The following is a 12,783-nucleotide window of genomic DNA, read 5'->3' on the forward strand; positions in this document are numbered from 1 at the left end:
GTATAAAGGCAAAAGCGCGCTTGACTGCGAGACAGACACGTCGAGCAGGTACGAAAGTAGGTCTTAGTGATCCGGTGGTTCTGTATGGAAGGGCCATCGCTCAACGGATAAAAGGTACTCCGGGGATAACAGGCTGATACCGCCCAAGAGTTCATATCGACGGCGGTGTTTGGCACCTCGATGTCGGCTCATCACATCCTGGGGCTGAAGCCGGTCCCAAGGGTATGGCTGTTCGCCATTTAAAGTGGTACGCGAGCTGGGTTTAGAACGTCGTGAGACAGTTCGGTCCCTATCTGCCGTGGACGTTTGAGATTTGAGAGGGGCTGCTCCTAGTACGAGAGGACCGGAGTGGACGAACCTCTGGTGTTCCGGTTGTCACGCCAGTGGCATTGCCGGGTAGCTATGTTCGGAATAGATAACCGCTGAAAGCATCTAAGCGGGAAACTAGCCTCAAGATGAGATCTCACTGGAACCTTGAGTTCCCTGAAGGGCCGTCGAAGACTACGACGTTGATAGGTTGGGTGTGTAAGCGCTGTGAGGCGTTGAGCTAACCAATACTAATTGCCCGTGAGGCTTGACCATATAACACCCAAGCAATTTGACTACTCTTGACTTGGAAACAAGCAAAAGCATCAGATTGCGGTGTGTGAAGACGAAATGAACCGAAAGTTCGAATCTCACAAAACACCGAAAGCTGTCACATACCCAATTTGCTGAAGCGAGGCCATCTGGTCACGACTCAGTACCCGAATTTCTTGACGACCATAGAGCATTGGAACCACCTGATCCCATCCCGAACTCAGTAGTGAAACGATGCATCGCCGATGGTAGTGTGGGGTTTCCCCATGTGAGAGTAGGTCATCGTCAAGATTAAATTCCGAGACCCCAATTGCGAAAGCAGTTGGGGTTTTGTTTTGGGCGGTCGAAAAGGTTCTGGCCTATCGCCATCGCTTGATCCCGACAAATTTGCACAGTTATTTCTGAACCAGAACACTAGAATACACACCTGATCATTTTGTCTTAGAGTCCTATATGTCCGACCCGGTTGATACCACCCAGGTGTCCGACCTACCGCTGGAGGACCTGGTTGCCTGCCACGAGTGCGACTTGCTGATGCGCAAGCCAGAGCTTGCGCACGGTGAAAAGGCCCTGTGTCCACGCTGTGGTTATGAGATGTACGCCCACCGCTTCAATGTCGTAGAGCGCAGCCTTGCCTTGGTGATCGCAGCGCTATTGCTGTACATCCCGGCGAACTTTCTACCCATCATGCAGCTCAATCTACTCGGGCAGTCTTCGCAGGACACGGTCTGGAGCGGTGTAGTTGCCCTGTTCAATACCGGCATGCAAGGCGTGGCGGTGGTGGTGTTCCTGTGCAGCATGGGCATTCCGTTGCTCAAGCTGCTCTGCCAGCTTGCGGTGCTGCTCAGTATCCGCTGGAACATAGGCCGCAGTTATGGCCTGTTGCTATACCGTATTTATCACCATATGCGCGATTGGGGGATGCTGGAGGTCTACCTGATGGGCGTGCTGGTGGCGATTGTAAAACTGGCCGATATGGCTGCCCTTAGCGTGGGCCTGGGACTGGCCTGTTTTATCAGCCTGTTGATGGTCCAGGTACTGCTGGAGGTGGTGATGTCACCCCATCAGATCTGGCAAGCGTTGTCCGGGGAGGACGAACATGCGGGCGATTGATGCTGGCATTCTGATCTGTACCGAATGCCACGAACTGAACAGGCAGGACCCGGACACCGACGAGCAAACCTGCACCCGTTGTGGTGCCCTGGTCCATGCGCGCCGGCCGAACAGCCTGATGCGCACCTGGGCGTTGCTGATTACTGCGGCAATTCTGTACATCCCGGCTAACCTGTTGCCAATCATGACGGTTAACTCACTGGGGCAGGGCGCTCCAAGCACCATCATGTCCGGCGTGATCGAACTGGTTCAGCACGGCATGTTCCCAATTGCCGCCGTGGTGTTTATTGCCAGTATCCTGGTGCCGACCTTCAAGCTGGTAGGCATCGCACTGCTGCTGTTCTCGGTGCAACGTCACCAGCCGCTTTCCGCCCGACAACGCATTATCATGTACCGCTTTATCGAGTTTATCGGTCGCTGGTCCATGCTGGATATCTTCGTGATCGCCATTCTGGTGGCGGTCGTTAACTTTGGGCGACTAGCCAGTATCGAGGCCAATCTCGGTGCCGTGGCGTTCGCCAGTGTGGTGATCTTGACGATGCTTGCCGCAGTAACTTTCGATCCCCGACTGATTTGGGATAACACGGAGTCGGACGACGACCATGACTGATTTGCCAAAGGCTAAAACCCGCCCCGCTTCGAACTGGTCGGCCATTTGGGTACTGCCGTTGATCGCCCTGGTGATCGGCGGCTGGCTCGGATGGCGCGCCTATACCCAGACGGGCATCGAGATCCAGGTGCGCTTTGAAAGCGGTGAAGGCATCCAGGTCAACAAGACCGAAGTGGTCTACAAAGGCATGCCCGTGGGCAAGGTCAAGACCCTGGCATTGGATGACGAGGGCAGCAATCGTGGGGTGATTGCGACTATTGAGATGAACAAGGATGTCGAGCAATACCTCAAGGCCAATACGCGCTTCTGGCTGGTCAAGCCCAGCGTCAGCCTGGCGGGGATTACTGGCCTGGAAACCCTGGTCTCGGGCAATTACATCGCCGCCAGCCCCGGCGACGGTGAGCCCACGCGTAAATTCAAGGCGCTCTCCGAAGAGCCCCCATTATCCGACGCCAAGCCCGGCCTGCACCTGACGGTCAAGGCCGAGCGGCTCGGCTCGCTGGACCGTGGCAGCCCGGTGTTCTACAAACAGATCCAGGTCGGCCAGGTCAAAAGCTACCTGCTGTCGGCTGATCAGAACACGGTCGAGATCAAGGTCTATATCGAGCCGACCTACGCCAGCCTGGTGCGCAAACATACGCGTTTCTGGAATGCCAGCGGCATCAGCATCGACGCCAACCTCTCCGGGGTCAAAGTGCGCAGCGAGTCCCTGGCCAGCATCGTCGCCGGGGGGATTGCCTTCGCTACGCCAGAGAACCGTAAGGACAGCCCGCCCACCGACCCGAGCCTGCCATTCCGCCTGTACGAAGACTTCGATGCCGCCGCCGCAGGGATCCGCATCAAGGTCAAGCTCAGTGACTTCGAGGGCTTGCAAGCCGGTCGTACGCCGGTGATGTACAAAGGCATCCAGGTCGGCAGCCTCAAGGCCCTGAAGGTGGACTCTGACCTGTCCAGCGCCAGCGCCGACTTGACCCTCGACCCATTGGCCGAAGATTACCTGGTGGAGGGCACCCAGTTCTGGGTGGTCAAGCCATCCATCTCCCTGGCGGGCATCACCGGCCTGGAAGCCTTGGTCAAGGGCAATTACATTGCCATCCGCCCTGGTGACAAAGGCGCAAACCCCCAGCGCGAGTTTGTGGCCCGGGCCAAGGCGCCACCGCTGGACCTGCGCTCCCCTGGCTTGCACCTGGTCCTGCTCACAGAAAGCCTCGGCTCCCTGGAAGTTGGCAGCCCGATCCTCTACAAACAGGTCAAGGTCGGTTCGGTGCAGAGCTACCAGTTTTCGCGCAAGCGCAAGCAACTGGTGATCGGCGTGCATATCGAGAAGGAATATGAAGGCCTGGTCAACGGTTCGACGCGCTTCTGGAACGCCAGTGGCGTGACCCTGACCGGCGGGCTCACCGGCGGCATCCAGGTCAAAAGCGAATCCCTGCAAAGCCTGATGGCCGGGGGGATCGCCTTTGAGACCCCAGAGCCGAACGTACCGCTGAGAAATCGCATCCCGCGTTTCCGCCTGTTTGCCGATCGCGAAGCCTCCACCCAGCGTGGCACCCTGATCACGATCAAGGTTGACCGCGCCGATGGCCTGCGCACCGATACGCCGATTCGCTTCAAAGGCCTGGACGTGGGCAAGATTGAAAGCGTTGACCTGAGCCCGGACATGCAGTCGGTGATGCTCACTGCGCGCATCACCGAAGTCCCTGAGCGGATCGCCCGTACCGGCAGCCAGTTCTGGGTGGTCAAGCCCGAGTTGGGCCTGATGAAGACCGCCAACCTGGAAACCCTGGTCACCGGCCAATACATCGAAGTGCTGCCGGCGGTGAAAAGCACCGGTGCGCAAAAGAACTTCGTGGCCCTGGCCCAACCGCCAGAGAGCAACGTGCAAGAAGCCGGCTTGAGCCTGGTACTCAGCGCCGCCCGCCGTGGCTCGTTGAAAGTCGGCGTGCCAGTCACCTACCGGGAAGTCACAGTCGGCAAGGTCACCGGCTACGAGTTGGGCAAGACCGCTGACCGTGTGCTGATCCATGTGCTGATCGAGCCCAAATACGCTCCGCTGGTTCGCGGCGGCAGCCGTTTCTGGAACAGCAGCGGCTTTGGCCTGGACTTTGGCCTGTTCAAGGGCGCGACAGTGCGCACCGAGTCCCTGGAAACCCTGGTCCAGGGCGGTATCGCCTTTGCCACGCCGGATGGCGAGCGCATGGGCAACCCGGCGCTGCCCGAGCAGACTTTCCCGTTATTCGACAAGTTCGAAGACGAGTGGCTGATCTGGGCGCCGAAGATCCCCCTGGGTAAATAGCGCCCCCACCAACACCGCATAACCCGCCCACAAAAAAGGCCGCGATCCATAGGATCGCGGCCTTTTTGTATTTCAACAGCGCGGATCAGACCTCATCCAACTCCGGCTCATCCGCCTGCACATTCACCGTCGCCTTCACCGCATCATGCCGGCGAATGTACTTCCAGTCCGCCTCATCAATGTAGATCCCGTTCGGCCCGCTGCCGCCTTCGAGGTCGATCGCCACCTGGGCGGAGACCTGCGGCTTCACACTGGCCAGGATCGGCACAAAGCCCAGCTGCAGGCTGGTCTCCAGCAGTGCTGCCTGGTTCTTCTCGTCGATATCCGCCGCTTCGTCGAGGTAGTACGGCAGGCGCACGCGACCGGCCTGGTCGCGGTCCATCAAGTGCAGCAACAAGTACATGTTGGTCAGCGCCTTGATGGTCATGGTGGTGCCGTTGGACGCGGCGCCATCAATGTCGGTGTGAATGATCGGCTGGCCATTGACCTTGGTGATCTCGAACGCCAGTTCGAACAGGTCCTTGAGCCCCAGCTGGTTATGGTTGGCAGCGACCAGGCGTGCCAGGTATTCCTTGGCCTCTTCGTTCTTGTTGTCCTGCTCGGCACTTTGGCTGAGATCGAACACCGAGAGGGTTTCGCCTTCCTCATACTGACCGGCACTGTGAATGATCTGGTCGATATGCTTGAGCGCTTCCTTGTTCGGCGCCAACACAATACGGAAGCTTTGCAGGTTGGATACCTGGCGCTTGTTGATCTCGCGGTTGAACAGGGCCAACTGGTGCTCAAGGCTGTCGTAGTCGCTGCGGATATTGCGCAGGGTCCGCGCGATATCCGTCACCGCTGCACGGCGTGCCTTGCCCAGGGTCAGGGCTTCGTCGGTACGGTGCGCATACGCATTGATCAACAGGTGCAGGCGACGCTCCATATCGTCTTCACTGTCGAACTTGGCCACGCCCTTGAGGCGCACCTGGGCGTACAGCGCGTCGATCTGCCCGTCAGCGCGCTGCAAGCCCTGCCAGCTGTCCTGATAGTCGTTGAGCAGCGGCAGCAGGTTGTCCATGGAATCGTCGATCGGGTCCATGAACGGCGTGCCGAACGGCAAGTCGGCCGGCAGCAGCTGGCGACGGCGCAAGGCGTCATCGAGGGTGCGCTGCTTGGCTTCCATATCACCGATCTGCCGGCCGACCAGTTGCAGCTTGGCCGACAATTGCTGGACGCGTTCGGTGAACGCATCACTGGAGCGCTTCAGTTCATCCTGGGCCGCTTCCATCTGCGCCAGGTTTTCCAGTTTCTCGCCTTCCTCGGCACTCAGGGTCTGGGCGCGGCGGAAGTCTTCCAGGGCTTTCTGCGCATCGAGTACCTGCTGGTACAGCGCTTCGGTCTGGCTCTTGCTCGCCGCGCGGTCCGAGGCCACGGCCTGCTGGGTCTTGAGTTGCTTGAGTTCTTTTTCCAGGCGCTCCTTCTGGTCGCGCAACGCCGCGCGGTCCGCCAGGGCCTGCAAGGCCGGTGGCTCGATGTGCGAGATGTCGATGGACAGCCCCGGCACTTCAAAGCGCTCGCCGGTGAAGCCATCGAGGATCAGCTCCAGGGATTTGACCCACTGGCCGTCTTCATCCAGGGTGATGCCATGCTCGCCCAGCGGCAGGCTGAACAACGAACTGTTGAACAGACGCATCAGACGCTCGACGTCCTGCTGTGAGAATTCTTCCCGCAGTTTGGCGTAGCTGTTGTTGTCGGCGTGATCGAGTTGCTGCTTGACCGACTTCAGGCGTTTTTCCAGGTCGCGCAGGCGTTCGTCCAGGTCCTCGGCACTGAACTGTCGCGATTGCGCCAGGGCGCCGGCCAGTTCGTCGTGGGCATCCTTGGCCGCCAGCAGTTGCTGCTCCAGGACCTTGACGTCATCCACCAGGGCAAAGCGATGCTTGAGCACCGACAACTCGCCCAGCCAGCGTTGAATGCCGCTGATTTCCCGCTCCAGGCGCATCAGCTCCTGGGTGCCGCCGCGCTGATCGTTCTGCAGCGCATCCTGCTCGTTGCGGTAGTGTTCGGCCTGGATCGTCAGCTCTTCCTTGCGTGCATTGGCGTAGTCCGACCAGGTGCCCAGCAGTGAGTCGAGCAATGGCGACAGGCGATGCAACTTGCCGCGCAGGATTTCCCGCTGCTTCACGCCGTTGGACAGCGCCTCCACCAGAGGGCCGGCGGCCACCAGGGAGTTGTAGTCCTGCTCCATGCGTCGTACATCGCGGAACGCTTCTTCGCACGCGGCGATGTAATCCACGCTGCCGGAGCGCAGGCTGTGTTCGAAGGCATCGAGGAACAGCTGCTTGAGCTTGGCCGCGGTGATTTCGCGCATGTGCAGCAGGTTGATAAACAGCGCACGGAAGGTCTTCAGGCTCTGCTCGCTGGTGGAGCGCAGCGGAATCAGGGTCAGGTCCAGCGGGATCGAGGTATGGCCGCCGACCAGCAAGCGCCGCAACTCATCGGGCTTGAGCTCGTAAGCCTTCAGGCCCTCGCGCTCAAGGTTGGTGAACAGCTCTTTCTGGCGCAGGCAGGTGTCGTTCTTCTGGTAGTGGGCCAGGTCCAGCTTGCCGGCGTAGGCAAAGAACTGGTGGCCGAAACCACCGCCCGGGCCGCGGCCGACCACGCCAATCACGTGCGGGCCGTGGGGCAGCGAGACTTCGACGAGGATGTAGCTGGTGTCGGTGGCGAAGTAGAAGCGCCGCGACTGTTCCAGGGTGTACTTGCCGAAGCTCATGTCCGACATGCGCGCCAGGATCGGGAACTGCAAGGCGTTGATCGACGCCGACTTACCGAGGTTGTTCGCGCCATACACCGACAGCGGCTCTTCCAGCGGGAACAGGCCCAGGCTGTAGCCGGCGGTATTCAATAGGGCGAAGCGGCGAATGCCGTAGCGTTCCTTGCTCATGCATCGGTCTCCTGTTCTTCGGCAATGGCGCGGGCGAGGGCATCTTCTTCGCTTTCAAATTCGCTCAAGTCCAGCGGGTCATCGGTCTGCAGCAGTTTTTCATCGTTGTCTTCGTCGATGATCACCGGCGCTGGCAACGGCAGCACGCTGTGCACGCTGGCTGCCAGGTCGCGGTCGGCCTGGACCGACAGGCACACATCAAGGAAGCGGTGCATCGGCGGCAGGAAGCGATAGACGCCGTTGTTTTCACTGGCAAACCCGAGCTGGGTCATGCGGCGCATGATTTTTTCTTCCAGTTCTTCCTGGGTCTGCACTTCGGCCTGGATAAACAGGTCGCGGTACTTCTCCAGCAAGGAGGGCAGTTCATCGCGGCCCAGGCTGCCGCCGTCGAGCACGGCAATCGGGTCGCGGCCCTGATCGGCCAGGTGCTCGACAATGATGAAAGTGAACAGCGCCAGGCGTTGCGCAGTCTTGTTCACCTGCGCGCTGGCGATGGCCGAGTCGGGTACGAAGTAGTAGAAACCCCGGGTATCGCACACCAACTCAAAGCCCAGGGCCTTGAACAGCGTGCGGTACTGGTCCTGGAAGTTCGACAGTTGCGCGTACAGCTCCGGGTCGCGGCGGCTGACGTGGTAACCCTTGAACAGCTCGCGAAAGATCGGCGCCAGCTGGGACAGTTCGGATAGATCAAGATGCATAAGGTGTGCTCGCAGAATTCTCGGCTAAGTCGGTGCTGGCCGGGAGCAGGGCGAATGAGCGCAGGCTGACCTGGTGCTCGTGAGTATGGTAATCCCGGCGTTCCAGGCGCTCGCGCTTGAAACGCTTCTCCCGCGACAAACGCGAGAACCAGTACAGCAACTCGTCGGTGGCCCCGTCTGGTTCCTGTTCCAGCAGCCAGGTCATCAGGTCGGGCATCGGCAGTGCGTCTTCGCAGCGCTCGAGCATCTCCTTGACCGTGCGCGGCGCACGCTGGGCTTCGCCCTTGTGGGATTTGTGGGCCTTGGGGAAGCGCGCCGGCTTGGGTTCGAAATTCGCCAGTGCATACACATAGGCTTCCACTTGGCTGGCGCTGCCGAGGAAGGTGCTCTGTGGCCGGGTAAACATCGGCATCGCCGCTTGCGGCACCGCGTCCAGGCCCTTGCGCCGGATCGCCGACAGGGCCAGCGCTGCGCCACGGGTCACGGCGTTGTGCCGGCGCGCTTCTTCGCGCAGCGGCAGCAGCAGTTCCCGGGCATGGCGCAAGGTCAACTGGGCGCTGGTCTGCATTTCGAGGATGCGCGCGTGGGTGCGCAGCAACATGTCGTCGTCCACCAGGTGGCCCAGGCGTTGCTGCTCGGTGAGCATGCGCAACAGCACGTTCTCTACCTTGCGCACGCCTTGCTCGAAGGCACCGTCGGCGTTCACCAGTTGGATCATCGGCTCGACGTACTCGTCCCAGGTCGCCAGGACCTCGGCATAACGCTGGCGCAACGGGATCTGCCGGTCGCTGGTCTTGGCCCGGTCGGCCACGGCAGCGAGGGCCTGTTCGTCATTGGCGAGTTTTTTCAGCACGTCGCGCACGCGCATGTCCAGCAGCCGCAGTTGGCGGGCCAGGTCGTGGCCGTCGCGGATGTCGAAGGCGTCCTGGATATAACCGGCCAGGCGCTCGAGGTGGCGCAGGTAGGCTTCGATTTCCAGGCACAGGCCTAGCCGGTGCTCCTTGCGAAGATAGGCCAGGAAGTCATGGATCTGCGCGTTGAGCTCGAAACGGTTCGGGCTCTTGGCGACAGGCACCAGGATATCCAGGCGAATCCACACGTCCAGCAGGTTGGTGATGTCCTGTGGCGTGCTGTCCAGTTGTTGGGCGGCCAGTTGCGCGCGCAACTCGCCAAGGCTCAGGGTGCCTTGGTCGAAGTGTTCGCACAGTGGCTCAAGCAGGGCCCAGTGTTCGGCGAGGGCGCGCAAGACGCGCTTGGGTTCGATCATCGGAATGGCCGGCTGGTTGGCGAATTAAAAGCAGCGATTGTACTGCATCAGGCGCGGGATTTATCCACAGCCGGTCAGGGCGCGTTCGCGATGGGCGGTCAGCAATGCAGAGAAAGTCATCAACGGTGGGCGATCATCGTCGAAGGGCGGTAGAATCTGCGCTCTTTAGTTATCCACAAGTGGCCGAGCCTTGCTTATCGAGTCCCGACGTCGCGCTTACTTGACTGCCATGCAGGTGGTCAACTGGCTGCCGCGCACCGAATTGCCCTTTGCCGCGCCGTCGCGGCCCGAACTGCTGCAGGCGCTGGAAGCCTTCGAGCCGTTCGACGCCTCGGGTGAGGAAGCGGCGGCGCCGGTTGCGCTGGTCAAACCCGTGGCCGAGGTGCCTGTGCGGCCGTCGGAGCGGGTCAAGATCGAAGTACCACGCCCCTCGACCGCGCCCAAGCCCGCTGCCGTGGCCGACGATGCCCCGGCCCCGGTGGCCAAGGCCCCGGTCGTGCCGCCACCGCGTTTTGCCCTGCAGTTGCTGCGGGCCGGGCGTTGCCTGTTGCTGGTCGAGTTGCCGACCGGCGAGCGCTTCCAGACGCGTGACCCGGCCTACCTGCTGCTCAAGGACATGCTGCGCGCCGCCGGCCTGCCCGACAGCCCGCAGATCGTCGGCGAGCCCGTGCGCTGGCCGCTGCTGGTGCGCGGCAATATGGACCAGGGCCCGGACGCCGCGCGTGATTTTGTGCAAGGTTTTGTCTCGGCCCGCCTGGAAGACGAACCCTGCGTGTGCCTGTGGCTGATCGGCCTGCCGGCCGTGCGGTTTGCCGGCGAAGCCGACGCCGAGGCCTGGTACCGCGAACTGCAGGTCGAAGGCCTGGGCTCGGTCTGGGCCTTGCCGGGCCTGGAATTATTAATGGAAGAGCCACAGCGTAAGGCTGATGTCTGGCAAGCCATGCGCCGGCTGATGGCGCGCTGGAAAACAACCGATGAGTGAGGCTTTATCCTTCCGCCCGATGACCGAGGCTGACCTCGACGCCGTGCTGAAAATCGAATACGCGGCGTTCAGCCACCCCTGGACCCGGGGCATCTTTCTCGATGGGCTGGGCAAGTACCAGATCTGGTTGATGTTCGAAGGCGAGCAACAAGTGGGCCACGGCGTGGTGCAGATCATCCTCGATGAAGCGCATTTGCTGAACATCACCGTCAAGCCGGAAAACCAAGGGCGTGGCCTGGGCCTGGCCCTGCTGGAGCATCTGATGTCGCGGGCGTATGCCGCCCATGCACGGGAGTGCTTCCTGGAAGTGCGCGACAGCAATACCGGGGCTTTCCGCCTGTATGAGCGCTACGGGTTCAATGAAATTGGCCGTCGTCGCGACTACTACCCGGCCGTCGGTGGCCGCGAAGACGCAGTTGTCATGGCCTGCACCCTGGTCGACTAACACACACGATCCCGGGTGGGAGCAGTCTTGTGTGGGAGCAGGCTTGCCAGCTCCCACACCGCCATGCTTCACCATAAGTCTGGCGCTGTATCAGCGGTTACCGTCGACCGGATCAATGTCCGCCAGCTCTGCCTCATCCAACCCATTACCGCCGCCAATCTCATCTTCATCGACGATGCTCAGGTCCCAATCGGCCGGTTCGTCCTCACCTTCTTCCAGGGCATCGCGCGCGCCGTCTTCCTGAATCAGCGTTTCGGGGCTCATATCATCATCCGTGGACTCATGATCCGCCGTCGACGCCCCAGTCATCCCAGCCTCGCGTACCCGTTCGTCGGGCATCAGCTGCTCGCGCTCAGCACGGGGGATCTCATCGCCGATTTCCGCCGTCGGCGTCTCCTCGTCAAAATCCAGCTCCCGCATCGAGCCCATGCGATCTTCGTTGTCATCAATCGGTTCGGGCTGCGTAGCGCCGTACGGACGTCGTGATTCAGTCATGGTCAATCCTCATACTGTGGGGCTTATAGTGTGTGGACAGGCAGGGCGCCCCAAGATTCAAGTCATTACCGACCGGCTATCTTTATAGACGGCGTGACCCGGACGGGCGGTCGTCTGTCAAAGCTGCGCATCATTCCTGAGGCTTTCCCTGATGAACGAACTACAAGACCTGCTTGATAACAACGAACGCTGGGCGGATGCGATCAAACAGGAAGATCCCGAATTCTTCGCCAAGCTCGCCCGCCAGCAGACCCCGGAATACCTGTGGATCGGCTGTTCGGACGCCCGGGTGCCGGCCAACGAGATCGTCGGCATGTTACCCGGCGACCTGTTTGTGCACCGTAACGTGGCCAATGTGGTGCTGCACACCGACCTCAACTGCCTGTCGGTGATCCAGTACGCTGTGGATGTGCTCAAGGTCAAACATATCCTGGTCACTGGCCACTATGGCTGCGGCGGCGTGCGCGCCTCGATGCAGGACCGCCAGTTCGGCCTGATCGACGGTTGGTTGCGGTCGATCCGCGACCTGTACTACGAGAACCGCGAAGTACTGGCCCAGTTGCCTACCGAAGAAGAACGTGTCGATCGCCTGTGTGAACTCAATGTCATCCAGCAAGTCGCCAATGTCGGTCACACCAGCATCGTGCAGAACGCCTGGCATCGCGGGCAGAGCCTGTCGATCCACGGGTGCATCTACGGGATCAAGGACGGCCGCTGGAAAAGCCTCAACGCCACCATCACCGGCTTCGAGCAACTGCCGCCGCAGTACCGCCTGCGTCCGGTGGAGGCCCTTTAAGAGCGTTTGCGCTGGCGCCACTGTTCCATAAACAGTTGGCCTTGCTGGTTAAGCGGCTCTTTCATGCCGGTGATCCAGCCCCGGCAGTTCCCCGCGCCGCAACGGCACGGGAACTGCCGGTACAGCACATCCTCGGTGGTGGCGTAATCCATGGTCAGCAGCGTGCCAGGGCGGATGGCCTGGATCGACCATAGCTCCAGCTCGCTGATGTCGAGGAACACATTCGGATCGCACGAATGCAGGAGCAGGCCGCTGAACCACGGGTCGTACAAGTGGATGCGTGAAGACACCTGCAGCGTGTGCAAGCGCCGTTCACCCAGGGCGTGCCCGGAAATTTTGGCGATTCGCACACGGCTGTCGAAGGCCACCTTGGCCTTGATCCCGGTTCCGCGCCCATTGCGGGTGTGTACCACCTCAAAGTTTTGACGCGAGGGGTAACCTTTTTTCGCCAACAGTGTTGCGAAGGGGTACAGACAGTCACTGGCCGCAGCAGGCGCCTCTTCCATGATCTGGGTTTTCATAGCATTCCTTGTCGGGCTGCATCGACCTCCTGGTGTTGCTATGACTGCCAGTCTT

Annotated in this window: 11 protein-coding genes and 2 rRNA genes (1 of these 13 cut by a window edge); 8 read left to right on the forward strand and 5 right to left on the reverse strand. The window is 60.7% G+C overall.

The window, feature by feature from the left end; all coding sequences use genetic code 11:
• From K1X80_RS05040 to K1X80_RS05060, 5 genes are all read left to right on the forward strand, one after another.
• Window positions 1–582, forward strand: a 23S ribosomal RNA gene (locus tag K1X80_RS05040) (it extends 2,312 nt beyond the left edge of the window).
• A 172-nt stretch (window positions 583–754) separates the two neighbouring features.
• Window positions 755–870 (forward strand): 5S ribosomal RNA (rrf, locus tag K1X80_RS05045).
• 162 nt (window positions 871–1,032) lie between these two features.
• The gene (locus K1X80_RS05050) at window positions 1,033–1,692 is read left to right on the forward strand and encodes a paraquat-inducible protein A (protein ID WP_170060243.1); all 660 of its coding nucleotides are present in this window, start codon (window positions 1,033–1,035) and stop codon (window positions 1,690–1,692) included.
• Window positions 1,679–2,302 carry a paraquat-inducible protein A gene (locus K1X80_RS05055; RefSeq protein ID WP_057442078.1) on the forward strand — a complete coding sequence of 208 codons (624 nt, stop codon included), beginning with the start codon at window positions 1,679–1,681 and terminating at the stop codon, window positions 2,300–2,302. Before K1X80_RS05050 ends, K1X80_RS05055 begins: the two co-directional genes overlap by 14 nt.
• The gene (locus tag K1X80_RS05060; protein ID WP_120731586.1) at window positions 2,295–4,598 is read left to right on the forward strand and encodes a PqiB family protein; all 2,304 of its coding nucleotides are present in this window, start codon (window positions 2,295–2,297) and stop codon (window positions 4,596–4,598) included. Before K1X80_RS05055 ends, K1X80_RS05060 begins: the two co-directional genes overlap by 8 nt.
• A gap of 85 nt (window positions 4,599–4,683) precedes the next feature.
• Here the strand turns inward: K1X80_RS05060 and mksF are convergent, their stop codons facing one another.
• The 3 genes from mksF to mksB are packed head-to-tail and all read right to left on the reverse strand — an operon-like array spanning window position 4,684 to window position 9,489.
• On the reverse strand, window positions 4,684–7,524 hold the full coding sequence (gene mksF, locus K1X80_RS05065; protein ID WP_120731588.1) for an Mks condensin complex protein MksF: 2,841 nt from the start codon (window positions 7,522–7,524) through the stop codon (window positions 4,684–4,686).
• Window positions 7,521–8,222 (reverse strand): Mks condensin complex protein MksE, encoded by a 702-nt coding sequence (gene mksE, locus K1X80_RS05070; RefSeq protein WP_220172693.1) that lies wholly within the window; start codon window positions 8,220–8,222, stop codon window positions 7,521–7,523. The genes mksF and mksE overlap by 4 nt, the downstream gene beginning before the upstream one ends.
• The gene (mksB, locus tag K1X80_RS05075) at window positions 8,212–9,489 is read right to left on the reverse strand and encodes an Mks condensin complex protein MksB (RefSeq protein ID WP_220172694.1); all 1,278 of its coding nucleotides are present in this window, start codon (window positions 9,487–9,489) and stop codon (window positions 8,212–8,214) included. The genes mksE and mksB overlap by 11 nt, the downstream gene beginning before the upstream one ends.
• A gap of 229 nt (window positions 9,490–9,718) precedes the next feature.
• Between mksB and K1X80_RS05080 the strand changes: the two genes are divergently transcribed.
• Window positions 9,719–10,471, forward strand: a complete 753-nt coding sequence (locus tag K1X80_RS05080) for a hypothetical protein (RefSeq protein WP_057442069.1) — start codon at window positions 9,719–9,721, stop codon at window positions 10,469–10,471.
• The gene (gene rimI / locus K1X80_RS05085; RefSeq protein ID WP_057442068.1) at window positions 10,464–10,916 is read left to right on the forward strand and encodes a ribosomal protein S18-alanine N-acetyltransferase; all 453 of its coding nucleotides are present in this window, start codon (window positions 10,464–10,466) and stop codon (window positions 10,914–10,916) included. The genes K1X80_RS05080 and rimI overlap by 8 nt, the downstream gene beginning before the upstream one ends.
• Window positions 10,917–11,006: 90 nt before the next feature.
• Here the strand turns inward: rimI and K1X80_RS05090 are convergent, their stop codons facing one another.
• A complete protein-coding gene (locus K1X80_RS05090; protein WP_057442067.1) occupies window positions 11,007–11,411 on the reverse strand; it encodes a hypothetical protein in 405 nt (134 codons plus the stop codon).
• Window positions 11,412–11,562: 151 nt separating this feature from the next.
• On the opposite strand from K1X80_RS05090, the gene can reads away from it, so the two are divergent.
• Entirely contained in the window at window positions 11,563–12,207 is a 645-nt protein-coding gene (gene can / locus K1X80_RS05095; RefSeq protein WP_057442066.1) for a carbonate dehydratase, read from the forward strand.
• Here the strand turns inward: can and K1X80_RS05100 are convergent.
• Complete coding sequence (locus K1X80_RS05100; protein WP_115127400.1) at window positions 12,204–12,728, reverse strand: SET domain-containing protein-lysine N-methyltransferase; 525 nt, start codon at window positions 12,726–12,728, stop codon at window positions 12,204–12,206. The genes can and K1X80_RS05100 overlap by 4 nt on opposite strands.
• Window positions 12,729–12,783: the final 55 nt, after the last annotated feature.

Source organism: Pseudomonas sp. So3.2b, from assembly GCF_019464415.1.
In the GTDB taxonomy this organism is placed as follows: Bacteria; Pseudomonadota; Gammaproteobacteria; order Pseudomonadales; family Pseudomonadaceae; genus Aquipseudomonas; species Aquipseudomonas shahriarae.